Origin of the sequence: Nostoc sp. C110 (assembly GCF_043099725.1) — a bacterium.
GTDB lineage: Bacteria > Cyanobacteriota > Cyanobacteriia > Cyanobacteriales > Nostocaceae > Nostoc > Nostoc muscorum_A.
Genome location: NZ_CP171148.1, coordinates 149,865 through 175,146, shown reverse-complemented (window position 1 = coordinate 175,146; position 25,282 = coordinate 149,865). Strand labels below are relative to the sequence as shown.

Here is a 25,282-nt window from a genome sequence, read left to right as displayed (position 1 = left end):
TTGCGTTAAACCTTTGCGTCCCTTTGCGTTTTTACTCTTATTTCTCTTTCCAGCGCGAAACTGATAGCGATAAATAACACCATAAACCCCTGAATCGCGTAAACTACAGTTACTGGCACACCTGCACTACGCTGCATCACATTTGCACCACTGCGAAGGGCTGCGAAAAACAAAGAAGTTAAGACTACACCGATAACACTACCACGACTTAAAAAGGCGATCGCAATGGCATCAAATCCATAACCTGGGGAAACTTGTTCAAATAGCCGATATTTCAACCCCATCACTTCACAACTTCCAGCTAACCCAGCTAAACCACCCGCAGCAGCCATCACCAGCATAATTGTACGTTCAACAGATATGTGGGCATAACGGGCGGCAATCGGGTTAAATCCCACTGCTGTAATTTGATAACCTAGAGGCGATCGCACTAACAATACCCATAAAATACCTGCGGCAATTAAACCGAATAAAATCCCGGCATGGGCGAGGCTTTGCGGTAAGATAATCGGCAATTGGGCTGTTTTGGCAATTAATGGCGAATAAGGGCTAGGCGCACCTGTTGCCATTAATGGATTTTGTACGAGGTAGCTAACTAAATTCACTGCAATATAGTTGAGCAACAATGTAGTAATTACCTCATTCACTCCGCGTATAGCTTTGAGATAACCAGGAATCCAACCCCAAACTGCACCAAAAACAAATCCTGCTAAAAGTGCTAAAGGGATATGAATCACCGCAGGTAATCCTTGCACGTATAACCCAATTAAAGTACTTCCCAACGCACCCAGATAAATTTGTCCTTCTCCACCGATATTAAATTGCCCAGCCCGCAATGCCACTAACACGCCTAAACTGGTGAACAATAGCGGTGTCATTTTGGTGAGGGTATTACCAAATCCAAAGTAGGTAGAGAGAGATTCTTGAAATAGGATGCTGTATGTAGTGATGGGATTTGCCCCAGCAATTAGCATGAGGATAGCACCGACGATGAGGGCGGAGGCAATGGCAATTAGCGGTGATAGGATTGGTAACAGGAATTTCATGCGATTAGTTGCGATCATTCATTAACCCCACCAGCCATCAACAAACCAATTTCTTCCACCTTCGCCGTAGCTGCATCCAAAATAGCCACAAACTCACCTCTGTAGATTACGGCAATGCGATCGCTCATTGCCATCACTTCTTCTAACTCAGTAGAAATATACAAAATTGCCGCACCGCGATCGCGTTCTGTTAAGATTCGAGACTGGACGGCTACTGTCGCCCCGACATCTAACCCCCTGGTGGGTTGCATAGCGATAATTAAAGCTGGTGTTAGCGCCAGTTCTCGCGCTAACACCACTTTTTGTTGATTTCCTCCCGAAAGCTGACTTACCAAGATATCTTTCCCTGATGCCCGAATGTCAAACTCTTGCATTGCAGCTTGGGCACAATTAGCGATCGCTTCTGGTTGTAACAAAAAACGGCGACAAAATGGCAGATATTTAAAAGCTTTTAAAATCAAGTTTTGGGCGATGCTAAATTGCAACACCAATCCCATTGTCTGCCTATCTTCTGGGATGTAGGCCACTGAGGAATGCTTGGGCGTAAACTCAATTTTACCCTGCTTAATAGTCCGCACAAGAGCGATGGCATCAGCTAATTCTCGCTGTCCATTGCCATCGACACCAGCAATTCCTAAAATTTCTCCCGCCCGCAGTTCAAAAGATACATTATTTACAGCAAGAATATTTCTTTCATCAGCAACTTGCAAATTTTGCACCGATAGAATGATTTCTCCTGATAATGTAGGAATTTTATTTAACTGTAAAGCTACTTCCCGTCCTACCATTAATGTTGCTAACTGCTGAGATGTCACCGCTTTAGTTGATGTTGTTGCTACTACCTTTCCCTGGCGCAAAACTGTTACTGAATCACAGAGATTCATTACCTCTTCTAATTTATGACTGATAAAAATGATTGTGTTGCCTGCGGCTGCTAATTGGCGCAGGATAGCAATTAGTGATTTTACTTCTGGCGGTGTCAAAACTGCTGTAGGTTCATCAAGAATTAACAACTTTGCTCGACGGTAGAGAACTTTGAGAATTTCTACCCGTTGTTGTGCCCCAACAGATAAATTTTCAACTTTGGCAGTTGGGTCAATTTCTAATCCATAAGTTTGGGATAAGGCGGCGATTTCTTGCTGTTTATCTTGAAGATTTAACCGCCAATTTTTCTCCATCCCTAAGATGATATTTTCTGTGACAGTAAGTTTCGGTACAAGCATGAAGTGTTGGTAAATCATGCCAATGCCTAATTTAATTGCCTCATTTGGTGAGGTAATTTTTATTGGTTGTTCTTGGAGATAAATTTCACCAGCATCAGGTTGATAAAGTCCACTAATAATATTCATTAAAGTACTCTTGCCTGCACCGTTTTCGCCGAGTATTGCATGAATAGTTCCAGATGCAACAGAGAGATTGATATTGTCGTTAGCAATAAAAGACCCAAAGCGTTTGGTAATATTTTGTAAGCGTAAATAGTTCATATTCGCAAAGCTGATAGCTTGTAGTGAGGACTTTAGTAGACCTGCCTTGAAAATAAAACGGTTGGTAGTGGTTAGGACAATGGCGCAATGTTTAGTCCTCTGTCGATCTTAATTCCAGGAGTCATGCAGCAGGCAACTACTGTTTTCTTGTGGACATCTAATCCCGCACAGTGAGTGTAGGTGACTTCCATCTTTCACCTCCATTAATGTTGTCACAGATGGCGTGATGTCCTTTCAAAAATGATTCTGCCTTACGTGTTTCCCACTCAGATTTGGGATATCACATTTCCTTGTGCCACTGGACATCTCGGTCTGTCTCTTGCTCAGGCTTGCAGCACTACTGTCATTCCGACCTTTGTACCAACTACTTGAGCAAAATCTATCACATTTTCATTGTTTCTTGTGAGCGCAGCTCATGGAGTCTCTTGCAAAAGTTTTTTGTGATACAATCAGAAATTTACCAATTTGCGATTAAGACTTTAATTAGCAGTGAAATTTTGGAGAGCCAAATGACGAAAGTTACACTCTATATTGCAGCTAGTTTGGATGGTTATATTGCTCGCAGCGATGGCGGAATTGATTGGCTATCAATCCTTGATATAGAGGGAGAAGACTACGGTTATGCTGCTTTCTACGAATCCATTGATGCTATTGTTTTAGGCAGCAATACTTATGAAGTAGGGCTGGGTTTTGATGAATGGCCTTATCCGGGGAAGAAATCATTTGTTTTCACCAAACGCCATCTCCAATCTGACCGAGAGGACGTTGTGTTTGTTTCTGATACAGTCAAGAACGCCTTGGCAAATATAGAGGCTCAAGGTTTTAAAAATATCTGGCTAGTTGGTGGCGGAGCATTAATCAATTCATTTCTTCAGCACAGCTTGATTGATGAATATATTATTTCAACTATTCCAACTATCTTAGGTAGCGGTATACAGCTTTTCCCACCGCCAACCCCTGAAGAAAAATTGGAACTGATTAACTCAAAACAATATTCTAGTGGTTTACTGCAATCACATTATAGGCGAAAAGGGAAGCTTTAAAAATGTATAATTCATAATTATGCTTCAAGTGGTGAGAAGTCCGATGTTCAAAACTTCGGGAAATTTAAACACCACCTGAAGCGTCAATACCGTTATTAAATATCCGGTAAAAAGCCTTGTTAATTACGAATTAAGTTTAAACAACCTCAAGAAGCTTCTGAACAGCTTCGCTAAACTGCTCGTAAGGAGAAACTCCCACAATGGTTTCTGCTAAAATGCCATCTTTGAAAATTAAAACTGCTGGAATACTGCGAAGACCGAATTTTTTGAAAATCGGCTTATTCCTATCAACGTCTACCTTAACAACTTTGGCGCGGCCTTTGTATTCTTCAGCAAGTTGCTCCATCAAAGGACTGACCAACCGACAGGGGCCACACCAAGTAGCAGTAAAATCAACAACAACAACTTTCTCTTCACTTCCATTTAAAACAACATCAAATTCACTTTCTTCAAGATAAGCAACTATCTGAGTATCAGCAGACATTTTTTAATTCCTTAGTATTAAACTAAAATTGCAGCAAAAATCTCACTATACAAACTATACCTTCTTCTGTCCGTCAGGTTCACCAGCCACCTGTATTGGCACCCTGCTACTGAGCAAAAGTCAGTAGCAGGGATTTAATAATCTTACATTTGGTGCGTAGGCGTAGCCCGTCGTAGAAATCGCACCTACCAACCGACCTAATCCAAAAACCTCACACCTTCAGGATGTAGAAGATGTAGAAGCATCATCTCGATCAAACAGTTCTAACAACCCAATGGTGCCTACAAAAAAAGTATAAGTGGCATATTGTATTGGCATCTTTTTTCTTGAAGGTGCATAAAAAGCTGCTATAATAGCTTCGATAAAATGGCACGTCATGGCAAAACGCTCAATCCAAAAAATTGGATTAAGGCTGCTGGGAATATTACTATTAGTTATTAATGCATAAATATGCCATGATTCTAATCCAATTGCGCTGGATATAAGAACTGTAGATATAATTTTTACCATTGCAAAAATTTTTCTTTTTATAAGTTTTAAGTTCATGCCATTCACAAAACAATCGTTGAAAATTCTCTACAAGACTCGATGAAGTAACAGATAAGTTTATCTGTGATAACCTACGAAAAAAATATCTCAAACTCTTATTTCTCAGTGTTCTCTGTGCCTAGCTTTTCTGTTACTCATGCATAAATCTTATGTGTGTCATCTAAAATTCACCTTAAGTCAACCAATCTTATATCATGATTTACATTTTTGTAAAAGCCCCTAAAAAAATGGACATGGTGTATATAAGTCTGCCATACCCATAAACACTATGAGTAATGAAAATTAATTTACCAGATATTTAAAAAATGATAAAAGTGTGGAATAATGCATTGGTGATAAATTTAGTCGAAATAAGAGTCATAAGTCAGAAGCCAGAATGGGCTAAACGTCTCCGCCTTGACTTCTGAATTCTTCTTCAATCCCTCTCTAGCTATTGATAAAAAATGTAAACCTATGATTGCTCAACATTACAACTCAATTCATGTTGAAAACGACTTGCTTCAACAAATCCAAATTAAAGAAAATCAGTTAAGAATTGCCCAAGAATCTAATATGATCCATGTAGTAGAAGCACTACAGAGTCAGTTATTAAAGTTGCAGTGTCAATTATCAGAGCCGCAAGACGTTGAAGTTCAAGCATTGATGAGTTTGCTAGACGATTAAAATTGTACCTTTTTGTTACAAAGGTTATTTGAAACACAAAAACTCTGTTTATGGAAAGCAGAGCCTAGTTATTGTGATGCCTGAAAGTGCGATTTATGTGCTATGGCTCAAAGCTATCTAAGGTATCAGTATCATAAAATCACAATACTTCCGACTTAGATAACATACAGAACTCAGATTTGATTTTTACGAAGCTAGGTAGAACTCAAAGAAGCTTTTTTTCTGTTGCCTATTGCCTCTTGCCTACCCACGCCGTGCGAATAGAAATCAAAGCTGAATGCTATATTAGGGTTTTTGCTGCGTAGGTGGTCTTTTAATCTGCTGTACTGACTCAATCTTTAGAACAGGTTTAATTGAGCGTAGTTGCCTTTGCCTAAGAATTTGAATTTCTCTCTCAATCGAATCTTTTCCTTGTCTAAAAAAGTCTTGAGAATTATATGGAACTAAGTCACGGGACAAACTTTGAGCTTGTGCAGGAGTCAAACTAGGAAGGGGTTGTTCAGCATTGGCAGAAGTTTGTACAGCCAGCAAAAAAGCTGCTGAAATCAGCAAGAGTTGGCTTTTTATACATCTGGTTAATATTAGGTTTAACATGATTGATACATCTGTTGTGTAACTGCTACTTCAAACCATCTTCTGTTGGTCTTACTATAAGCAAGCTACACTTATTGGCTTGTTAATTACCTCCCGCAAATGGGTGAATTAATCAGTTAAACTACCTTATTAAATATCTGGAACTGGCTGATATAGGAATACACTTTGATTTTTGTTTGCGCGTAGCTATACTTACTTGCGTGGGTAGGTAAGAGGCAATAGAAAAGAAGGCTTTTTGAGTTGTACGGAGTTTTTTCAAAAATCAAATATGAGTTCTATATCATCCAAGGTACTAAATAGGAAACAGTTCTGTTAGGTTGGGTCGCACTCTTGGGAATAATACTACTTGGGGGATAGTCTCAATATATCTCAGTGAGAGTACTGTATTATATACTTCTTTTCTGTAACAGCTAATACTAAATCATGAAATTGTATTTTATACAGGTATTGTTGGTCAAATTTAGACAATTATCAACTGAGATATTGGCTAGAACATAGTTATTCTAGGTTTTGTGCTTGCTAATCGTTAAATTATATAAATATAATTTACACTAAAACATATCAGTATTTTAACTGTTGTCTTACCTGTTAATACTTACTTAATATGTAGCACAATCTTTTTAATTATCTTAGCCATTGTGAAATCTCTTCTACAGACTTACTTAGAACAAGAAATTTGGATATTAGTACGAGAGAAGTGGTATTTCGCCACAATTATTGGAGTTTGGGATGATTTGTTGTGGTTTAAACATAGAACTTACAACAAAGATACAGAAGAGGATACTCTCTGGGAAATGGTTGTAAAAATAAGTGAAGTAGTTGCTATTGATAAAGTTAGGTCTGTTATTAGTAGAAGACCAGACGTGCTGATTTCACGGCTACTAGAAACTGAGCAAGGTACAAACGATCATCATCAAGATCATGAGCATTAATTAGTTTAATAGTAAAAATACTTGCTTGTCTCCTAACATTAACTGATAAAACTTGAGACAAGCGGTATAAATCAGTAAGCTAAGAGAATAAAGATATTCGCACAACGGATCTTTAATAATAATCTGATAGACTATCTTAAATTTGAAATTATAAAAGCTGGTAGCTCAGGGCTGATAACTAAATATGAGTGAAGCCTTATTCTGTATCGAAAATCTGCGAGTTGCCTATCCTCAACGGAGTGGAGAAGAGGCAAGCTGGGCGGTTGATGATGTATCTTTCACCTTGCAACCAGGTGAAAGAATGGGATTGGTGGGAGAGTCAGGTTGTGGTAAGTCAACTATCGGGCGGGCAGTAATGCGTTTACTACCAGCCTCTAGTTGTGTTGAAGGAAAGGTGACATTTCAAGGACAGTCGGTGCTTGACTTGATGCCTAACCAATTGCGGAAATTTCGAGGAGAGGCGATCGCACTAATTTTTCAAGATCCTATGACACGCCTCGATCCGTTGATGACGATTGGTAAGCATTGTATCGAAACTCTTCAGGCGCACTCACCAGAATTATCAACGCGGGAAGCCAAAGAAAAAGCACTTGCTACTTTGGCGAAGGTGAATATCCCCGCTAGTCGCTGGAATCAGTATCCCCACGAATTTAGCGGTGGAATGCGCCAACGGGTAGCGATCGCTTTAGCTTTACTCCTCAACCCCAAGTTAATTGTTGCCGATGAACCCACCACCAGTTTAGATGTCACCGTCTCCGCGCAGATATTGAAAGAATTAACTCGCCTGTGCGGTGAAGAAAACATGGGATTGTTGCTGATTTCTCACGATTTAGCAATGGTGGCTGAGTATTGCGATCGCATTGGCGTGATGTACCAAGGCAAAATGGTCGAAATGGGTTCTACAGAAACCGTCTTTAGACAACCTCAACATGAATACACGCGATCGCTCTTAAAAGCAGCTTTACACATTCAAGCAGTAAATGATGATGGAGAATTGATAATTGCCAACGACTCAGAAAAGCAATTACCGATTATTAATAAGCAATCTCCAATTTTGAGTATTACAGAACTCAAGCAATACTACACCATAGAACCTAACTTTATCGAACGACTGTTTAACACACAAGCGCAGACAATTAAAGCAGTAGATGGTATCAATCTGGATATTTATCCAGGAGAAATTCTCGGCTTAGTCGGTGAATCAGGTTGCGGTAAAAGCACACTATCACGAACAATCCTGCAATTAATTCGTCCCACCAGTGGCAAAGTTCAATTTTTAGGACAAGATTTAACTACACTGTCACCTCAAGAAATTCGCTCCTCACGGCGACAAATCCAAATGGTTTTTCAAGATCCCCATGCTTGTCTCAATCCAGCGATGACTGTGGGACAAAGTATCGCCGATCCTTTATTTATCCACAATTTAGCCAATCCTGTTAAGGCAAAAGAACAGGTTTTGTGGATGCTAGAGAAAGTTGGGTTAACACCCTCAGAATTATACTATGAGCGTTATCCATCAGATTTATCTGGGGGACAACAGCAAAGAGTTGCGATCGCTCGTGCTTTGATTACTCACCCTAAACTTTTGATTTGCGATGAACCTGTGAGTATGTTAGACGCTAGCGTGCAGTCGCAAGTGCTAGATTTGATGTTGCAATTAAAGGAAGAATTTGAGTTAACTTATCTATTCATCACTCACGATCTCTGGTTAGCTAGATTTTTGTGCGATCGTATTGCCGTGATGAATGGTGGCAAAATTGTCGAACTCGGTCTGACAAAAACTATTTTTGCCAATCCTCAGCACCCTTATACCAAAACACTACTAGCTGCTGCACCTTTACTAGCACGCGCCTAACTCAACAAAGTGAGAAGTTATGAATTACTAACTCCTGTACAGACGCGATTAATCGCGTCTCTTCTAACTCCTAACTCTCTTCACTCCCCTTAAGTAATTTAGTCGCTTCTCCACTCGAAGCATATAGTTCAACGAATCTTTTAAATAGCAATGCAGTCTCGTGATTTGAAGCCCTGCTTAAGTGGAATAAACGCCCTATATTTTTATCCGCTAAAGCTCTTAAATAGGGCAAATCTTCAAATAGTGTCAAACAAGAAGCAAAATGCAATATTATTTGTAATAATGGCTTTGGCCACTCTAGGTCACTATATATATCTATAAAGAACTGATGTTCTGAGTCATTTAACGGAAAAGCATTAAATAAAACAATTATTCTTTTGTTATTGTAAACTGGAATACTCAATTCAACGGTATATGGAGTATGTAATATTAAATCTACCTCCACAATCGGTTGTCGCCAAATTCTCAAAGGATTCGCTGGCGAGTCTAATATTGTTTGGAATTTGATTATTCCACCAGTGCTGGTGGGCTGAAAGTGGCTAATTTGGAAGATTTTCAGGTTATTAAGGCTAAAATTATGAACTGTTTCTAAATGCTTTAAGTTCAATAAATGATAAATTTGGCAAAGATAAGGAAATGGTAAAATATACTCCTGGCTAATCATGTGGAGCTTTTTTACTTGAAGCTTATTAGCTTGAGTACGAGCGAGATATTCTTGATATTGGCTGGGCCCTAAATCATTACTGTTGAAGCTTTCGTTAGGCTTGAGATATAGCCAGCTCACAAAAAAGAAAGAGGCTGTAAATAGCTGAAATATTTCTATATAAGATAAATAACCATCAGCAAATGCAGCTATGCTTCTATCGGTTATCCCAAAAAGCCAAGATGGAATACCAAACATCCAGATATTACTTTTGATTTTATCTATAAAAAGTGCTATTTCAACATTTGAAACATTACTATCTTTATTTGCACTTAATTCCTCATTGTTTTTCAAACAATTGGTAAACATAATATTTTGATGTTACTTAGTGCTATTAATCCATAAAATCTATTTATTTTAATTTTAAATACCAATCTATAGTCATAACCTCTATCTTTAGCTGTATATACAAGTTGTATTTATTTATATCCATTTAAAATAAGTCCTCATGAGTCTATCTAAAAAATTCAATCCCTGATTAGATGTAATACTAAATCTTATGCAGATCCAGATATAAGAAAATTCTTTATAAGTCTTGCTATTAAAGGATTTGATATTGTATTTTCTGATTTATGTATAAATTAAAAGGAACAAATTTGCTACAAGCTTTCTACTAGCTGAGTACAAAAATTGAAATAATCTCACTTTTAAAAAAGTGATATGTAGATAGATAAAAAGTTTGTTTTTCCTGACATGAGAAACTTATCTAAGTATGGCAACGTAAAAAATAAATTATGTAACTATAAATAGGATTACTATATCTACTGAGTTAACAGAGATATAGGCGCTTGTATAGCAATCCTAGATGAATTGTGAAAATTTGCGGTGTCTAGATCCCCGACTTCTCAAAGAAGTGGGGGATCTAATTTTTCAGGAATGATTTAGGAATTATATATATCAAAAGAGTATTTATAACTAATCAGAAAGACAAAATTATGTTAAAGCCCAGAACTGTGGACGTAGTACATAAGGTTGATAAATCGAATCAGAAATAATAATTTATTCTGTATTAGTTCCAGCCAGTTTCGCTTGAGAACCTTTAATGCTCAGTATCTGAAAAATAAAATAATTTATCTATTTGATGCCAAGCTATCTGGGGGAATATAACGTAACTCCAATGAGGTTAAGCAATGGTTAATCAGACATACACAGTTGATGTCTTAGTTGTCGGTGGAGGAACCGGCGGTACTGCGGCTGCTATCCAAGCGGCACGACGGGGAGTCAAAACGATTCTGGTGAGTGAATTTCCTTGGTTGGGGGGAATGCTAACTTCGGCTGGAGTATCTGCACCCGATGGCAACGAATTAGAAGCCTTTCAAACGGGTTTATGGGGTGCGTTTTTGCAGGAATTGCGGCAACGACAGCTCGGAGGATTAGATAACAGCTGGGTAAGCTTTTTTAGTTACGATCCTCAAATTGGGGCAGAGATTTTTGCAGACTGGGTGCAAGAATTACCAAATCTGCACTGGATTTCTGGACAAGTGCCTTTAGAAGTCTTCCGGCAAGGTGATTCTATTACTGGTGTGCGCTTTGCTGATTTTGCTGTCACAGCCAAAATTATTCTCGACGGTACAGAATTAGGAGATTTATTAGCTTTAGCTGAGATACCTTACCGTTGGGGCTGGGAGTTGCAATCTGAGTGGGGAGAACCAAGCGCCCCAGTGGGTTTTAACTCTTTCACCCAGAAATATCCTGTGCAAGCGCCCACTTATGTAGTGATTATGCAAGACTTTGGTGATGCAATTGCACCAGAAATTCCAGCTGCCCCTAACTATAATCCATCACAGTTTACAGATGCTTGGGATGGCTATGGAGCAGAGACATTTTTGAATTATGGACGTTTGCCTGGTAATCGATTCATGATTAATTGGCCAATCTGTGGCAATGACTACGGCCAAGGAGTAGGGCGGCTGATAGAGTCAGATGTGTCCAGAGGTGAATTCATCCAAGAATCTCGCTGGCATAGCCAAAATTTTGCCCATTTTATCCAAAATCAGCTTGGTCGTCGCTATGGTTTAGCAGATAAAGTTTTTCCTCACGCCTCTACAGCTTTTGCACTCCATCCCTATTACCGGGAAAGCCGCCGCTTATTGGGACTAACTACTGTCCGAGAACAGGATATTTTGCCGATTGCCGGGGGAAGAGTTGCATCTATATTTAATGATGCGTTCGCCCCTGCCGTTTGCGAAGCGATCGCAGTTGGTAACTACGCCAATGACCATCATTATCCTGGTGTTCAATTCCCACTGCAACCAAAATCTATCCGTTGGGGCGGGCGTTGGACTGGAACACCCTTTACAATTCCCTACAGTTCCCTAATTCCAGTCACAACAGATGGTTTCTTGGTTTGTGAAAAGAACATTTCTGTCTCTCACATTGCCAATGGCGCTACCAGATTACAACCTGTGGTTATGGGCATCGGTCAAGCAGCAGGTATGGCGGCGGCGATGTGTGTTGAGTTAAACTGTCAGCCGAGGCATTTACCTGTTAGATCACTGCAAACAGCTTTATTAGAGGATAATCGTTCAAAAACAGCAATTATTCCTTTATTTAATCTTCCACCCAATCGTTCGGATTGGCTGGACTGGCAACTGTATTACTTAAATAACCCACAAGCCTATCCAGTTAGTGGTTATTGCCCTTGCCCATCGGAGAATGAGTACCCTGACTCTGCTTTTGAAAAGGCATTAATTCGGGAAAGTAACTGTTTCAAAGGCATTTTCTTCCGCTTGGAACAGCAGGAATACAGATTTGCTGTCACAGCGCCAGCCGCATATCAAGGGCAAAATTGGCAGCTTGTAACTTTGCGATCGCATATCGACGAGCAATTACGCACTTACCCTCACGAACAATTAGTTACATTGTGGGGTCGCCAGAACCACTTTGGTAATTGGTTATTAGTCGAACAATTAAACGGAGGATAAGAAGAGTTTATTTTCAGTAAAACAGAATACTTTTTGATTAATTGTCCGGATATTAATCAAAAAGCTAAGTATCAGTGAAGTGGAGAGTTCCAAAATAGACATTTGCTATGCGTGCTGCCATTTCACTTTTAGTATCGAGTCTGGTGTTCGGCCCCTTAGCTTCTAACTGCCAAGCAATGGTCAATCACTTATCAACTGGGCTACTTTCCACGCCTACTTCGGAACAGTGGCTCTCGGCAGCATCTGAACAAAATCCAGATGATGCGCCACGTCATCGCGGTAGTGGGCGTAGGGAAGTGACACAAAAATTCGGAAATACCTATGTTGTGGTTTAACCACCGTAGGATAATGCCTGTTCTTCAAAAAGAACCAAAACTAAAGTTCCAGAAAGATGTTGTGCCAACATATTTGACACAGCTTTTGTGACAGAGATATATACAGTTGACACACGAAAATCTTCAGCGATCGCTTAGTATTTCAACTGCAAGCTTTGTATATCATTAGTTGGTCTTTTAATCCTGGCGATCAAAACGCAAATAAAATTAAGTGTCTTGATCAGCAGCATTAACAACTCCCAAAAGCTACATAACTGTTGCTTATATTCGCTGGGAAGCTCTGCATCTCAATCCTTAACGGCTCTAGAAATAGATGTTATTTAGACTATCAGTTAATCTAAAGCACGTCTAATTCAAACATTTTGCTTGTTAAGGAAATAGTCTTAAGGCAACTTCATTCACTTTATTCCCCAATATCTTTTCTTCTCATACATTGAGTAGCTGGTTTCTATATGAGCAACTAATGGATCTTCACTTCGACGCGTGTTTAGCGTCCTTTACCTAAGCATAAAATCCCTTTCGTTCCATTTGAGCTTATCTAGAACATGGATTTGCACAAGTAGTATAGATTTATTGCACTTGGCAACAAATATTACTATTTATGAGCTACTCTTGCGCCCTGGTTCGTTCTCCTCGTAGATGGTGTTCAACGAAATAAATATTAAGAAGAATTTGCTAGATAATCTCACTCATCTTAATTATTCTACACCCAATGACAGATGCAAAATTTTGCATCTGTCCTTTTTAGGTAAAGTTTCCTTAAAGAAAAGGCAATGAAAAGGTATTGTTTCAAGCTGGCTTATGAGCAATGAAATACTTACTCATAAAATGGGTTTGTATCTCAATATTCTCAAAGCCTACTCTCTGTAAACGCTCTAGCAAGTTATCAGTGGTGTAATGCCTGTAATAAGGTTCATGGAAAGTTTCGGGAAAAGAATCCATTATATGTTCCAACTCAGGTGAATCACTCAACTGAATTGAGTCACAGATAATAAAGATTCCTCCTGGTTTTGTCACCCGGAAGCATTGCTCAATAACTGTCTGACGTACAGATGCTGGTAACTCATGAAAGAGAAAAACAGAAGTTACAGCATGAAAATAATCATCTACATAAGGTAACTCTTCGGCATTCCCTTGCAAAAGTTGCGGCAGTTCTCCTGGGATTTGCGATAGTAGTTCATTTGCTTTCCGCAAATAAGCTGGTGACAAATCTGTGCCAAATAGAGATGCTTGAGGCAAGGCTGCCCGAATTAACTTTAAAGTCCGCCCAGTTCCACAAGCTACATCCAAAATACGGACTTGCTTTGGTGCAACCGAATCAAAAGCTTTCAGCCCTTGCTTGAGAGGAGCGAGAATTCGCCGCCGCATCACATCAGCTGCCCCACCAAAAAGAATTTCTACTTGTAAGTCATATAAATTGGCTGACAAGTCACTTAAATAGCCATCGCTTTGGTGATGGAAGTTCTGCACGTAGTAGCTGGGATAACCATCTGTGTCAATTTCGGGCGAAAAAGCTTGATAATTTTGTTGTTTAACCCGCTCCCAGATTTGAGGAGAATCTAGCCACATCAGAGGATAGTAGGAAAAAAAGTCTTGCCAGGGGTTATCAAACAATAAACTTTCGGGGTAGACACCTTTTTGGGCATCTTGCCAGTCTGTTTCGAGCAGCTGGTTCAATCTCTGTTGAAGCTGGACTAAAAGCTCATTTGGGATGGGTTTGGTCTTTTGTTCAAGTGTCGGATACACCAGGTTCCTCAACTGTGAACTTAATATCTTGTGAGCCAGACCAAAGTAATTTTTTCCCTGCTGAAAGGTCTGATAAGTCAGCTTAGTTAAACTCTCAGGCATAAAAATAGCTTCAGTTTTGATTACTTTTATGTAAATAATTGTAACGAAAAAATTATCTACTGTTGGAAAAGTAAAAGCTCCCAGGGAAGACAACTTGAAGCCAGATGATTTTAGCCATTAGAGATAGATTGAGCAAGATTTTTCCAGCTTTGGGGATAAATGGCTAATATTGTCAGCAAAAGAAAACATAAACTTATGTAAAAAGTAGCTTATGTTACAGAATTTTTGCTATATTAGTCTTGTAGGAAAACAAAAATTATATATTCACAAAATAGAGAGGACTATGATTATGTCTATCGCAGATAAATCTCGTGCGTTGATGGTGCGTGAACATCAGCAAGTCAAGAATCGCCAACAATCAATGCTGATGCGGGCTGCACAAGAACTTGGTCTTCCTGAAGAAGTATCTCACTACTGGAACCCAATTCAAGGGAAGGTAGATGCTAGTAGTCGGATGATTTATGGCCCCAGCCACGCTTCCATGAGTTAAGTTTCAAGAGTTTGAAGCTAGATTTTTTGAGTGAATATCTCAACTGACAACTCTGGAAAAAAAAGCCACCCTCTACTCTAGGGTGGCTAAACTTATTAATTTTAGTTAGATACGATTCTTAATTTAATTAATTAAGCATCGTAGTAGAGGTAAAACTCATAGGGATGAGGACGTAGCTGTAACTGCTTGGCTTCGTTAAGCTTGTAGTCAATCCAATTTTCGATAAAGTCTTCCGTGAATACGCCTGATTCTGTCAAGAAAGCGTGATCGTTTTCTAGTGCTTGCAATGCCAGTTCTAAAGAACTTGGAGTTGAGGGAACCTTTGCAAGCTCTTCTGGAGAGAGTTCATAGATATTCTTATCTAAGGGTTCACCAGGATGTATTTTGTTCTTGATGCCGTCGATACCAGCACAAAGCATTGCAGCAAATGCCAAGTAGGGGTTAGATGTAGCATCTGGACAACGGAATTCTAAACGCTTGGCTTTGGGGTTTTTACCAGATAGAGGAATACGGATAGAAGCAGAACGGTTCCCTTCAGAATAAGCCAAGTTTACAGGAGCTTCATAACCAGGTACTAGGCGCTTGTATGAGTTGGTACTGGGGTTAGTAATTGCTAACAGCGCTGGTGCGTGTTTGAGAAGACCACCAATGTAGTACAACGCCATATCACTCAAACCAGCATACTTATCACCTGCAAACAGAGGTTGGCCGTCTCTCCAGATGGACTGGTGACAGTGCATTCCCGAACCGTTATCGCCAAAAATCGGTTTTGGCATGAAGGTGACGGTTTTGCCATATTTTTTAGCAACGTTCTTGATGACATATTTGTAAATCATCAACCAGTCAGCCGCTTCGATCAACTTCCCAAACTTGAAACCTAGTTCGCACTGACCACCAGTAGCAACTTCGTGGTGATGCTTTTCAATCGGTACACCTAATTCTGCCATTGTCAACAGCATCTCTGTACGGATATCTTGGAAAGAATCCGTCGGTGCGACTGGGAAGTAACCTTCTTTGAAGCGTGGTTTGTAACCCAAGTTGGGTTTTTCATCTGTACCGGCTTTACCGGAATTCCAAGCACCTTCTTCGGAGTCTAAGAAGTAATAGCCTTCGTTAGCAGTTTGGGCAAACCTAGCACTATCAAAGATAAAGAACTCAGCTTCAGGGCCAAAGAAGGCTGTATCACCAATGCCACTGGAAACCAGGTAATCTATTGCTTTTTGGGCAATAACCCGTGGGCAACGGTTGTATGGTTCGCCCGTGCGGGGGTCTTTAATACTACAAATTATACTTAGTGTTGGCACTTCCATGAATGGGTCGATCCAAGCAGTGTTGGGGTCGAGTACCATCGTCATGTCCGATTCGTTGATCGCTTTCCAACCCCGAATGCTGGAACCGTCAAAAGCTACGCCATCAGTGAACGCAGTCTCATCGATTTGGTTTTGGTACAGTGTGAGGTGCTGCCAAGTCCCTACTGTGTCGATGAATTTGAGATCAATCAGTTGAATTTTTTCATCTTGAATTCTCTTCAAGAGTTCTTGTGGTGTAGTCATTGTTACTCCTTCTCTACCAATTTCCTAAAGTCAACCAGAATCTTACATTGCATCCTAACCCTGCTGATCTCAATCAGACCGTGACACACCAGAAATATCTTAAATAGTAGACATTAGCTGATTTTGTAGTTTATGTTACAGATATCTGGATTATCAGGTTATATTAACCTTTCAGCGCTCATCTGTACAAAACTGGAAAGTTCATCATATAGGGGTCAACTTTGGCATAGAATCCTTAAATAGTGGATAGATTGTTTTTGTGCCGAATCTATTTTAAATAGCACAAAAATTTACTGGTGCGTAAGTGCAGCCAAATAAATATCAAACCATAAATAGCAAGGATTGGGAGAAAAAAGAATGCGCGATGCGGTAACAAGTTTAATTAAGAATTATGACTTAGCTGGTCGGTATTTTGACCGGAATGCGATCGATAGCCTAAAGTCTTACTTTGACAGTGGTACAGTGCGAGTACAAGCGGCGGCAGCGATTAATTCTAATGCGGCTGCACTTGTCAAGCAGGCGGGTTTGAAGTTATATGAAGAACTGCCAGAATTGATTCGCCCCGGTGGAAATTCCTATACAACTCGTCGTTATGCAGCTTGTCTGCGCGACCTTGATTACTATTTGCGCTACGCTACCTATGCACTAGTTGCTGGGAACACAAATGTATTGGATGAACGAGTGCTACAAGGGCTACGGGAAACTTACAATTCTCTAGGCGTGCCTATTGGACCTACGGTTCGCGGTATCCAGATTCTCAAGGATCTGATTAAGGAGCAAGTAGCAGCAGCAGGTGTGGTTAATACTGCTTTTGTGGATGAACCATTTGATCACATTACACGCGAGTTGAGCGAGATAGATATTTAGATTTTAGGTGGGCCGGATGTCTGCCACGACATAAATATAAATAGCGATCGCACTTTTGTCTTTGTGGGAAAGAGCGATCGCTTTTTTAATTCAAGTTTTTGCCGCTAAAGGGTAATGTCACGCCTCTCTAATCTAGTTCAAAAAGGACATGTTAGCGTTGTCCACTTGTATTTTGTCGAAGATTGCGCCGTCATCGAAAAACTTCTTCTGAATAGTATCCCAGCCTCCCAAACTCTGAACGTTGTAAAGCTTAGAAATCTTAGGAAATTTATTCTGTACTTCCTTTATACTAAAAATTTTGATTTTTCCTGGGGAAACTCGTAGTGAAGATATGTAAAATATCCGACTACTATTTCAAATGAGGGAGAAAAAATAACTAATGTCTAATTCTCAATTCCCTAGCAAATTGCTTGATACTTGAAAATAAAAGTATTGTAATTCCTCACATAATTGGTAGAATCACCATATTCTTGATGAAGAATGTGATGTTTGTTGGTGTTTGCAACTAGTTAGATGTAATCATCCGGTATGATAAACACTATATAACTGTATTCCCATCAGTTATCTGTAGATTTAGCGGAGGAAATGGAATGAGTTTGTGGCAACACCCACTGAAAAGATTACAAGCGATTGCTGAACATGGAACATATCGGTTCAGACTAAATTCGCTTAAAGGTTTTGTATCACTCTTTTTAGTAGGGACTGTATTGAGTGTGGCGCTTGCCGCCTGCTCTGGTGGAGGAACTGAGAATACTTCTTCCTCTGAAACCCCTAATGCTAGCGCTACTCCTGTGGCTGCAAACAAAGATAGTGTTGAACTAACTCTAGTTTCCTTTGCTGTCACCAAAGCGGCTCACGAAGCAATTATTCCTAAATTTGTAGAACAGTGGAAGAAAGATCATAACCAAACTGTCGTCTTCAAACAAAGCTATGGCGGCTCTGGTTCTCAAACTCGCGCTGTTATCGATGGCTTGGAAGCAGATGTCGTCCACTTGGCACTAGCTGGAGACACCTCAAAGATTGAGAAGGCTGGATTGATTCAGCCAGGATGGGAGAAAGAAGTTCCCAACAATGGTATTGTCTCCAAATCAGTTGCAGCATTAGTAACTCGTTCCGGCAATCCGAAAGGCATCAAAAACTGGCAAGATTTAGCTAAAGACGGTGTAAAACTAATTACTGCTAACCCCAAAACTTCAGGTGTTGCTAAGTGGAATTTCTTAGCCCTATGGGATTCTGTGATTAAAACAGGTGGCGATGAGGCTAAAGCTACTGAATTTGTGACTAAAGTGTACAAAAATGTACCAATATTGCCTAAAGATGCGCGGGAAGCTACTGATACATTTGCCAAGCAAGGGCAGGGAGATGTCTTAATCAACTACGAAAACGAAGTGATTTTGGCACAGCAAAAGGGCGAGAAAGTTGATTATGTCATTCCCGATGTAAACATATCCATCGACAATCCGATCGCAGTAGTAGATAAGAACGTCGATAAGCATGGAACCCGCGAAGTTGCTGAAGGTTTTGTGAAATACCTCTATACTCCAGAAGCCCAGCAAGAGTTTGTCAAATTAGGATTCCGTCCTGTGGATGAGACTTTAGCTCAAACTAAAGAAGTCACAGACAAATTTCCCAAGGTGAAAACTTTAGGTACAGTTGCAGACTTGGGCGGTTGGGAAGCAATCGATAAGAAGTTCTTTGCAGATGGGGGCGTGTTTGATAAGATTCAAGCCCAAAAATAAACGGTAATTAAGTAATTCGTAATTCGTAGTGATAACCTTACAAAATTATTTTATCGAAAATTAAAATTTGTTGGAATGTCTTTGAATTACGAATTAGCAATTACGAATAATGGCAAAAAACTTCTTGTGAAATTTAAATTTTGAATTCTTGACTATGACGACTGTATCTTCTTCTTTGGAAGTTGAGCGCAAAACACCATTCTGGAAGAAATTGCGGCGGGTTCCCTGGACTTGGCGAATCACCATCGCATACCTGACAGTGATGTTGTTTATCCCCATAATTGCCATGTTCCTAAAAGCGAGTACGGAACCTCCGGCGAGATTTTGGGCGATCGCAACTAGTGATATCGCATTAGCCACCTATAATGTAACTTTTGTCACAGCAATATTTGCAGCCTTACTCAATGGCGTATTTGGTACTCTCATTGCTTGGGTTCTGGTGCGCTACGACTTTCCCTTCAAACGCTTGATTGATGCCACAGTAGATTTACCTTTTGCACTACCAACTTCGGTAGCCGGGCTAACCCTGGCAACAGTTTACAGCGATAACGGGTGGATAGGTTCGCTACTAGCACCACTGGGAATTAAAGTAGCTTTTACCCGCACCGGAGTAGCGGTGGCAATGATATTTATCTCACTACCTTTTATTGTGAGAACTGTGCAACCCGTACTTCAAGAAATGGAACAGGAAATTGAAGAAGCCGCTTGGTGTCTGGGTGCTTCTCAATGGCAGACCTTTTGGAAAGTGATTTTGCCACCTTTATTTCCGACGATTTTGACTGGTGTTGCCTTGGGTTTCTCTCGTGCCGTTGGGGAGTATGGGTCAACTGTGATTATCTCTTCCAATACGCCCTATCAAGACTTGATCGCACCTGTACTAATTTTCCAACGCTTAGAGCAGTATGACTATTCTGGTGCAACAGTAATTGGCATAGTTTTACTATCAATTTCGTTGGTACTGCTATTGGCAATTAATTTCTTACAAGCATGGGCAAGGCGATATGACACTAGATAAGCCAAGTTTTCACTCATCTGCATCTGATATACATACAGCCAAGCCTAAAGAGCAGAAGAGTTGGGTGCCAATAGTTTTAATTGGGATAGCGATCGCCTATTTAGCCCTAGTTCAATACATCCCTGCAATCAACGTTTTTGTCCAAGCCTTCAGCAAAGGAGTTGGGCCATTTCTATCCAACCTAACACGACCGGCTTTTCTTCATGCAGCTTGGCTAACGCTATTGTTGGCTGTGATTTCTCTGCCCTTGAATACTGTGTTTGGACTATGTGCAGCTTGGGCGATCGCTCGTCATAAATTTCCCGGACGAGCCATAGTTTTGAGCATTATTGACCTGCCCTTTTCCATCTCGCCCGTAGTCGCAGGATTGATGATTGTGCTACTTTACGGACGCAATGGGTGGTTTGGCCCTTGGCTCCAGGCACATGATATCAAAATAATCTTTGCCTTTCCAGGTATGGTACTGGCTACAGCCTTCGTGAGTATGCCTTTTGTGGCGCGGGAAGTGATTCCCGTTTTAGAGGAATTTGGTAAGGATCAAGAAGAAGCTGCTAGAACTCTCGGTGCGAAAGATTGGCAAATATTTTGGCGTGTCACCTTACCTAGCATCCGTTGGGGCTTACTCTATGGTTTAATTTTGACCAATGCCAGAGCAATGGGTGAATTCGGGGCGGTTTCGGTGGTATCTGGCAACATTGCTGACCAAACCCAGAGCTTACCACTGTTTGTAGAAGATGCTTACAAACAGTATGAAACCGAAGCTGCTTTCTCTGCGGCTGTATTGTTAGCATTGCTAGCAGTAGTAACTTTGGTGCTGAAAGAGATTTTAGAACGGAAAACCAGCATCAAAGATGTTGAATAGTTAGGTTTTGGGCATGGGGCATTGGTTATAAGAAGGGGAAGGGGGAAAGGGGAAGGGGGAAAGGTAAAACCTCGCCCGCAAGTGGCGCGAAATAATCCAAATTTTATGAGGAAGGTAAAAACCTCGCCCACAAGTGGCGCGACAATCATCATCCCTTTCCCCTTTAACCTTTTCCCTTTTCCCTTTTATTCATCCTTGTTTCCCTCCACCCCTCTGCCCCCACTCACCTCTACGGCTATTAACTAATTATGTCTAGTAACACACCTACCAATAAACGGATTCGACTCAGAATTCCCAAGGACTATCACCAGGAACCTGTGATTTCTCGCCTAGTATCTGACTACAATCTGACTGTGAATATCACAGCAGCCATTCTGGGAGCTAATGCTGTCGGGGATGGTTGGTTTGACCTTGAATTACAAGGAACAGATGCACAAATTCAGAGCGGACTAACCTATCTCCATGATTTGGAATTAGAAGTCTGGGATGATACTAAAACAATTGATTGGTAAGGGTTATAGCAACAATAGTATGGGCGCACAGCTAGCTGCACGCCCTCACGAATACCCGATAGAGAACTACTATATTAACCAACTACGCTTGAATAATGAAGTCTGTAGCTGTGAGAGCGGGGGCACCGCTAAGAGTGGCAAATAGACCACCACTACCAAAACCAGCCTCACTACCATTTGGATTGTAGAACAACTGCCCACTCAGAGCGTCATAGACAATTTTCGCTGTGCTGGCTTTGCCTAAATTGGTCACTTGAAAATCACTGACATTACTAAAACCTATTCCAGGGGTAGAAGCGATCGCACTAAAAGTAGTCTTATCCAGAATAATTTTATCGCCTTGGGAGTGTTTGAAGTCAGCGATCGCATCTACACCCACAGCAGAACTGGCAAAGTTCGCATTAGTGTTGTACAGAAAACTGTCAGCACCCGCACCACCAACAAGGGTATCATTGCCTGCGCCACCAATAAGGGTATCATTGCCAGTACCACCCCGAAGCAGGTCGTTGCCACTTTTCCCGTTCATGGTATCGTTACCCCCCTGACCATTGATCACATCAGCCGAGTTGTCAAAACCCGTGATGTTATTGTTGAGTTCATTGAGGAAAGTTACCGTGTTCTTGTTGTACAGGCTAGTTTGAGTGGAATTTGCATCAAAGACATCAAAGCTGTCGGCAATGTTGGTTTGCCCATCAAATAAGATATTACCAATGGCAGGTCTTGTTGAAGTTGGCAAGTTATCGAGGTTTTCTAACTGAAAGTTTTGCAGAGTAACTTTGGTATTAGCCACATTTTCAAAGGTGACTTCCAAATTGCTGCCATTTTGAGTTAGTTGCAGATTTCGGGCAGTTAAACCACTCCCTGTAAATTGCAAGGTGTCAACATTGCCAATCACTGCTGATGAAGGATTTGAGCCTTTACCAACGCCACCAAAATCTGTAATGGTATCATTGCGATCGCCTCGGCGAATTACGAATTTATCTTGACCGCCGTTGCCAGTAAGAGTATCGTTACCACCTTTGCCGTCGATGATATTGTTGCCAGATGTGCCTAAGAGAGTATCTGCACCAGCAGTTCCTGTGAGGTTAGTGTTGCCGATATTCGTCCCGCCAAACAGCACATAGGTTTGCCCAGATTGGGAGCCGATAAGCAGGTCGTCGAACCCGTCGCCATTGATATCTCCGGCACCACTGACAGAGATGGCTGAGTTGTTCGGAGTGAAGCCGTTGATGGTAAAGCCGTTAGAGCCGTTGAGTTCCGAGAGGTTGAGGCTAGAACTAAAGCCTGTACTTTTGCCAAATACCACAAAGTTCTGCTCCGATCTGAGAATAATCAGGTCGTCGAAGCCGTCGCCGTTGACATCTCCAGCACCTTGGACAGAGAACCCTGTGGAATCCGTCCTAATGCCGTTGATCGTGAAACCGTTAGAGCCGTTGAGTTCCGAGAGGTTAAGGCTGGGGCTAAACCCTGTGCTGTTGCCAAACACCACGTAGCTCTGCCCAGAAGCGAAGACGGTACCGTTCTCGGAACTTAAACTTATTGCCCCGATAATGAGGTCGTCGATGCCATCGCCATTGACATCTCCAGCACTACTGACAGGGGAGCCTGAGAAGTCACCTTCCTTGATGCCGTTGATAGTGAAGCCGTTAGCACCGTTGAGGGTAGAGAGGTTAAGGCTGGCGCTAAAGCCTGTGCTGTTGCCGAACACCACGTAGCTCTGCCCAGAAGAGGAGCCGTTAGGTGAGGCATTGGATGCCCCAATAATCACGTCGTCGATACCGTCGCCGTTGATATCTCCGGCACCACTGACAGAGCCACCTGATATGTCACCCGCTTCGTTGATGCCGTTGATAGCAAAGCCGTTAGTACCGTTGAGGCTGGAGAGATTGAGGCTGGGGCTAAAGCCTGTGCTTTTGCCAAACACTACATAGCTCTGCCCGGAAAAGTTATTAGCATAAGGTGCGCCGATAATCACGTCGTCAAAACCATCATGGTTGATATCTCCAGCACCTCTGATAGAGCTACCCGATATATTATTTGCTGCGATGCCATTGATGGCGAAGCCGTTAGTACCGTTGAGGGTGGAGAGGTTGAGACTGGAGCTAAAGCCTGTGTTCTTGCCAAATACCACGTAACTCTGTCCAGATTGGGAGCCGTTGGGGTCAGCACCAGATGCTCCGATGATTAGGTCATCGATGCCGTCGCCGTTAACATCTCCAGCGCTGCTGACATTGCCTGAAAAGTCATTCGCCGCGATGCCATTGATAGCGAAGCCATTAGCGCCGTTGAGGTCTGAGAGGTTGAGGCTAGAGCTAAAGCCTGTGCTGCTGCCAAATACCACGTAGCTTTGCCCAGATTCAGAGCCGTTGGGGTCGGCACCGGGTGCCCCGATAATCAGGTCGTCTAAGCCGTCGCCATTAATATCTCCCGCATCGCTGACAGAGGAGCCTGATCTGTCAGCCGTTGCAATGCTGTTAATGACGAAGCCATTAGTGCCATTGAGGTCAGCAAGATTGAAGGATGAATTAGGCATGATTTTCTCCTGCATTTTTTGTTATTCAGGGAATAACTCATATCTAGCTTCAGGCAACTCTTAGTCTCGTGTAACCGAGACTAAGAGTTGCAAGACCAGGGTTCAAAACCAGGCAGACTTGCTCTGTATGCGTAAACTATGCACCTTTTAGGGTGAAATGAGAATTAGACATACAAATCCCGCCACTAGGTTTTTACCTGAGTATCCCTAGTTTTTTTCAGTCATCAGAGAAATTTCGATTAGAAAACTTAAAACAGTAGAAACACTTAAATATTCTTACTACCATTCGACACTCTATGAGTATAAAATTGTCAACCGTCTAAACCTCAACTTTTTTTACTAAAATTATCAATATTATTTAAGTTAATTTACTTATTGTTTTTTTACGGTCTTTGTGAGAATCTGCTTTACATAATAATTATTACGATAAACTGATAAGTTCACCGTAGTTTATTAAAAATCAGAAATATGAAAATCTCTATAAAGCTGACATCTCAGCAGGTACGCTATCAGCAAGATTCTCTGCCGAAGCCAAAAATTGCGTTGGCGCAGCTCACGGTAGGCATCGCTATTGGGAATTAATCTGATGTCTCAGTGTAAATCTGTAGAACCTGCTTCAGTCCACAGTCGGATTCTCGTACCTCAGAGGTATAACAGGCAACCTGTAATTTCGCGGCTGGTGTCTCGTTATGGTTTAACCGTCAATATCAAAGCAGCATCACTGACATCCGATAGTGACAGCGATGGCTGGTTTGATTTGGAACTTTCGGGAAATCCCCAAAAACTGACAAATAGCCTATCTTACCTGCAAGGATTGGGAGTGAATTTACTGGAATTAGCGATCGCTAACCACATTCAATCTAACCAGCACTCTTTACCTTTCCCAAATCTAGCTAGCAAACTGAGTCACAAAGATTCTGCATTCCTGACAAATCAATGGCAAGAACAATTCCGGCAATGGATTTCTCTCGGTCAAACTAATCGATTGCGCTTGCAACTGTGTGTCTTAAAATCTTATTACAAAGAGCCAGTGATTTCTGAGCTAGTTTCTCGTTATGGATTAACTGTAAATATTACCAGTGCTACACTTCAACCCGATACAGAAGATGACGGCTGGTTTGACTTGGATTTGTGGGGGAGAACCAAACAACTTTACTCTAGCCTGAGTTATTTAGAAAAACTGGGGCTACCGATTTGGCTGGATTTATCTAGCGTTTATAGCGATGGCTAAGTAATAAAATCGTCACTATC

At 41.1% G+C, this 25,282-nt stretch carries 23 protein-coding genes; 14 read left to right on the top strand and 9 right to left on the bottom strand.

Going from position 1 to position 25,282, the window contains the following annotated elements:
* Positions 1-5: 5 nt before the first annotated feature.
* Positions 6-1,064 (bottom strand): ABC transporter permease, encoded by a 1,059-nt coding sequence (locus tag ACFFRD_RS06590; RefSeq protein WP_392480860.1) that lies wholly within the window; start codon positions 1,062-1,064, stop codon positions 6-8.
* The gene (locus tag ACFFRD_RS06585; RefSeq protein ID WP_392480859.1) at positions 1,061-2,530 is read right to left on the bottom strand and encodes an ABC transporter ATP-binding protein; all 1,470 of its coding nucleotides are present in this window, start codon (positions 2,528-2,530) and stop codon (positions 1,061-1,063) included. Before ACFFRD_RS06585 ends, ACFFRD_RS06590 begins: the two co-directional genes overlap by 4 nt.
* 240 nt (positions 2,531-2,770) lie before the next feature.
* On the opposite strand from ACFFRD_RS06585, the gene ACFFRD_RS06580 reads away from it, so the two are divergent.
* Complete coding sequence (locus ACFFRD_RS06580; RefSeq protein WP_392480857.1) at positions 2,771-2,902, top strand: hypothetical protein; 132 nt, start codon at positions 2,771-2,773, stop codon at positions 2,900-2,902.
* 137 nt (positions 2,903-3,039) lie between these two features.
* Positions 3,040-3,573 carry a dihydrofolate reductase family protein gene (locus tag ACFFRD_RS06575; RefSeq protein WP_179073650.1) on the top strand — a complete coding sequence of 178 codons (534 nt, stop codon included), beginning with the start codon at positions 3,040-3,042 and terminating at the stop codon, positions 3,571-3,573.
* A gap of 136 nt (positions 3,574-3,709) precedes the next feature.
* Here ACFFRD_RS06575 and trxA read toward each other — a convergent pair whose 3' ends face one another.
* Entirely contained in the window at positions 3,710-4,057 is a 348-nt protein-coding gene (trxA, locus tag ACFFRD_RS06570) for a thioredoxin (RefSeq protein WP_012411639.1), read from the bottom strand.
* Positions 4,058-4,276: 219 nt separating this feature from the next.
* Entirely contained in the window at positions 4,277-4,603 is a 327-nt protein-coding gene (locus ACFFRD_RS06565; RefSeq protein WP_179073651.1) for a hypothetical protein, read from the bottom strand.
* Positions 4,604-5,059: 456 nt separating this feature from the next.
* Between ACFFRD_RS06565 and ACFFRD_RS06560 the strand changes: the two genes are divergently transcribed.
* The gene (locus ACFFRD_RS06560) at positions 5,060-5,269 is read left to right on the top strand and encodes a hypothetical protein (protein WP_114080571.1); all 210 of its coding nucleotides are present in this window, start codon (positions 5,060-5,062) and stop codon (positions 5,267-5,269) included.
* A 285-nt stretch (positions 5,270-5,554) separates the two neighbouring features.
* Here the strand turns inward: ACFFRD_RS06560 and ACFFRD_RS06555 are convergent, their stop codons facing one another.
* Positions 5,555-5,863: a hypothetical protein gene (locus tag ACFFRD_RS06555; RefSeq protein WP_114080570.1), complete on the bottom strand. Its 309-nt coding sequence runs from the start codon at positions 5,861-5,863 to the stop codon at positions 5,555-5,557.
* Between the two features lie 638 nt (positions 5,864-6,501).
* Here ACFFRD_RS06555 and ACFFRD_RS06550 point away from each other — a divergent pair.
* Together ACFFRD_RS06550 and ACFFRD_RS06545 are read left to right on the top strand one after the other, a co-directional pair.
* Positions 6,502-6,795: a hypothetical protein gene (locus ACFFRD_RS06550; protein ID WP_392480855.1), complete on the top strand. Its 294-nt coding sequence runs from the start codon at positions 6,502-6,504 to the stop codon at positions 6,793-6,795.
* 184 nt (positions 6,796-6,979) lie between these two features.
* Positions 6,980-8,650 carry an ABC transporter ATP-binding protein gene (locus ACFFRD_RS06545; protein WP_179073653.1) on the top strand — a complete coding sequence of 557 codons (1,671 nt, stop codon included), beginning with the start codon at positions 6,980-6,982 and terminating at the stop codon, positions 8,648-8,650.
* A gap of 70 nt (positions 8,651-8,720) precedes the next feature.
* Here ACFFRD_RS06545 and ACFFRD_RS06540 read toward each other — a convergent pair whose 3' ends face one another.
* The gene (locus ACFFRD_RS06540) at positions 8,721-9,662 is read right to left on the bottom strand and encodes a hypothetical protein (protein ID WP_392480854.1); all 942 of its coding nucleotides are present in this window, start codon (positions 9,660-9,662) and stop codon (positions 8,721-8,723) included.
* An 821-nt stretch (positions 9,663-10,483) separates the two neighbouring features.
* Here ACFFRD_RS06540 and ACFFRD_RS06535 point away from each other — a divergent pair.
* Together ACFFRD_RS06535 and patX are read left to right on the top strand one after the other, a co-directional pair.
* Positions 10,484-12,277, top strand: a complete 1,794-nt coding sequence (locus ACFFRD_RS06535) for an FAD-dependent oxidoreductase (RefSeq protein ID WP_392480853.1) — start codon at positions 10,484-10,486, stop codon at positions 12,275-12,277.
* A gap of 107 nt (positions 12,278-12,384) precedes the next feature.
* On the top strand, positions 12,385-12,612 hold the full coding sequence (gene patX, locus ACFFRD_RS06530; RefSeq protein WP_041565664.1) for a heterocyst-inhibiting protein PatX: 228 nt from the start codon (positions 12,385-12,387) through the stop codon (positions 12,610-12,612).
* Positions 12,613-13,401: 789 nt separating this feature from the next.
* Here the strand turns inward: patX and ACFFRD_RS06525 are convergent.
* Complete coding sequence (locus ACFFRD_RS06525) at positions 13,402-14,460, bottom strand: class I SAM-dependent methyltransferase (RefSeq protein WP_392480852.1); 1,059 nt, start codon at positions 14,458-14,460, stop codon at positions 13,402-13,404.
* 289 nt (positions 14,461-14,749) lie between these two features.
* On the opposite strand from ACFFRD_RS06525, the gene ACFFRD_RS06520 reads away from it, so the two are divergent.
* Positions 14,750-14,950 (top strand): hypothetical protein, encoded by a 201-nt coding sequence (locus ACFFRD_RS06520; protein ID WP_012411649.1) that lies wholly within the window; start codon positions 14,750-14,752, stop codon positions 14,948-14,950.
* 131 nt (positions 14,951-15,081) lie between these two features.
* Here the strand turns inward: ACFFRD_RS06520 and glnA are convergent, their stop codons facing one another.
* A complete protein-coding gene (gene glnA, locus ACFFRD_RS06515) occupies positions 15,082-16,503 on the bottom strand; it encodes a type I glutamate--ammonia ligase (protein ID WP_392480850.1) in 1,422 nt (473 codons plus the stop codon).
* 357 nt (positions 16,504-16,860) lie between these two features.
* Here glnA and apcB point away from each other — a divergent pair, with 357 nt between their 5' ends.
* From apcB to ACFFRD_RS06490, 5 genes are all read left to right on the top strand, one after another.
* A complete protein-coding gene (gene apcB, locus ACFFRD_RS06510; protein ID WP_069071277.1) occupies positions 16,861-17,370 on the top strand; it encodes an allophycocyanin subunit beta in 510 nt (169 codons plus the stop codon).
* Between the two features lie 590 nt (positions 17,371-17,960).
* Positions 17,961-19,109: a sulfate ABC transporter substrate-binding protein gene (locus ACFFRD_RS06505; protein WP_392480849.1), complete on the top strand. Its 1,149-nt coding sequence runs from the start codon at positions 17,961-17,963 to the stop codon at positions 19,107-19,109.
* 154 nt (positions 19,110-19,263) lie between these two features.
* Positions 19,264-20,124, top strand: a complete 861-nt coding sequence (cysT, locus tag ACFFRD_RS06500) for a sulfate ABC transporter permease subunit CysT (RefSeq protein ID WP_392480848.1) — start codon at positions 19,264-19,266, stop codon at positions 20,122-20,124.
* Entirely contained in the window at positions 20,111-20,986 is an 876-nt protein-coding gene (gene cysW / locus ACFFRD_RS06495) for a sulfate ABC transporter permease subunit CysW (RefSeq protein ID WP_392480847.1), read from the top strand. Before cysT ends, cysW begins: the two co-directional genes overlap by 14 nt.
* A 245-nt stretch (positions 20,987-21,231) precedes the next feature.
* Complete coding sequence (locus ACFFRD_RS06490) at positions 21,232-21,498, top strand: NIL domain-containing protein (RefSeq protein ID WP_163929773.1); 267 nt, start codon at positions 21,232-21,234, stop codon at positions 21,496-21,498.
* An 82-nt stretch (positions 21,499-21,580) separates the two neighbouring features.
* On the opposite strand, the gene ACFFRD_RS06485 is transcribed toward ACFFRD_RS06490, so the two are convergent.
* Positions 21,581-24,031, bottom strand: coding sequence for a beta strand repeat-containing protein (locus ACFFRD_RS06485; RefSeq protein WP_392480846.1), 2,451 nt, complete (start codon positions 24,029-24,031; stop codon positions 21,581-21,583).
* A 586-nt stretch (positions 24,032-24,617) separates the two neighbouring features.
* Between ACFFRD_RS06485 and ACFFRD_RS06480 the strand changes: the two genes are divergently transcribed.
* Positions 24,618-25,262, top strand: coding sequence for an NIL domain-containing protein (locus ACFFRD_RS06480; RefSeq protein WP_392480845.1), 645 nt, complete (start codon positions 24,618-24,620; stop codon positions 25,260-25,262).
* Positions 25,263-25,282 lie beyond the last annotated feature (20 nt).

Excerpts from the sequence above, each read along its gene's own strand:
- ACFFRD_RS06590 (WP_392480860.1), bottom strand. The coding sequence starts at position 1,064 with ATGATCGCAACTAATCGCATGAAATTCCTGTTACCAATCCTATCACCG.
- ACFFRD_RS06585 (WP_392480859.1), bottom strand. The coding sequence starts at position 2,530 with ATGAACTATTTACGCTTACAAAATATTACCAAACGCTTTGGGTCTTTT.
- ACFFRD_RS06580 (WP_392480857.1), top strand. The coding sequence starts at position 2,771 with ATGATTCTGCCTTACGTGTTTCCCACTCAGATTTGGGATATCACATTT.
- ACFFRD_RS06575 (WP_179073650.1), top strand. The coding sequence starts at position 3,040 with ATGACGAAAGTTACACTCTATATTGCAGCTAGTTTGGATGGTTATATT.
- trxA (WP_012411639.1), bottom strand. The coding sequence starts at position 4,057 with ATGTCTGCTGATACTCAGATAGTTGCTTATCTTGAAGAAAGTGAATTT.
- ACFFRD_RS06565 (WP_179073651.1), bottom strand. The coding sequence starts at position 4,603 with ATGAACTTAAAACTTATAAAAAGAAAAATTTTTGCAATGGTAAAAATT.
- ACFFRD_RS06560 (WP_114080571.1), top strand. The coding sequence starts at position 5,060 with ATGATTGCTCAACATTACAACTCAATTCATGTTGAAAACGACTTGCTT.
- ACFFRD_RS06555 (WP_114080570.1), bottom strand. The coding sequence starts at position 5,863 with ATGTTAAACCTAATATTAACCAGATGTATAAAAAGCCAACTCTTGCTG.
- ACFFRD_RS06545 (WP_179073653.1), top strand. The coding sequence starts at position 6,980 with ATGAGTGAAGCCTTATTCTGTATCGAAAATCTGCGAGTTGCCTATCCT.
- ACFFRD_RS06540 (WP_392480854.1), bottom strand. The coding sequence starts at position 9,662 with ATGTTTACCAATTGTTTGAAAAACAATGAGGAATTAAGTGCAAATAAA.
- ACFFRD_RS06535 (WP_392480853.1), top strand. The coding sequence starts at position 10,484 with ATGGTTAATCAGACATACACAGTTGATGTCTTAGTTGTCGGTGGAGGA.
- patX (WP_041565664.1), top strand. The coding sequence starts at position 12,385 with ATGCGTGCTGCCATTTCACTTTTAGTATCGAGTCTGGTGTTCGGCCCC.
- ACFFRD_RS06525 (WP_392480852.1), bottom strand. The coding sequence starts at position 14,460 with ATGCCTGAGAGTTTAACTAAGCTGACTTATCAGACCTTTCAGCAGGGA.
- ACFFRD_RS06520 (WP_012411649.1), top strand. The coding sequence starts at position 14,750 with ATGTCTATCGCAGATAAATCTCGTGCGTTGATGGTGCGTGAACATCAG.
- glnA (WP_392480850.1), bottom strand. The coding sequence starts at position 16,503 with ATGACTACACCACAAGAACTCTTGAAGAGAATTCAAGATGAAAAAATT.
- apcB (WP_069071277.1), top strand. The coding sequence starts at position 16,861 with ATGCGCGATGCGGTAACAAGTTTAATTAAGAATTATGACTTAGCTGGT.
- ACFFRD_RS06505 (WP_392480849.1), top strand. The coding sequence starts at position 17,961 with ATGAGTTTGTGGCAACACCCACTGAAAAGATTACAAGCGATTGCTGAA.
- cysT (WP_392480848.1), top strand. The coding sequence starts at position 19,264 with ATGACGACTGTATCTTCTTCTTTGGAAGTTGAGCGCAAAACACCATTC.
- cysW (WP_392480847.1), top strand. The coding sequence starts at position 20,111 with ATGACACTAGATAAGCCAAGTTTTCACTCATCTGCATCTGATATACAT.
- ACFFRD_RS06485 (WP_392480846.1), bottom strand. The coding sequence starts at position 24,031 with ATGCCTAATTCATCCTTCAATCTTGCTGACCTCAATGGCACTAATGGC.
- ACFFRD_RS06480 (WP_392480845.1), top strand. The coding sequence starts at position 24,618 with ATGTCTCAGTGTAAATCTGTAGAACCTGCTTCAGTCCACAGTCGGATT.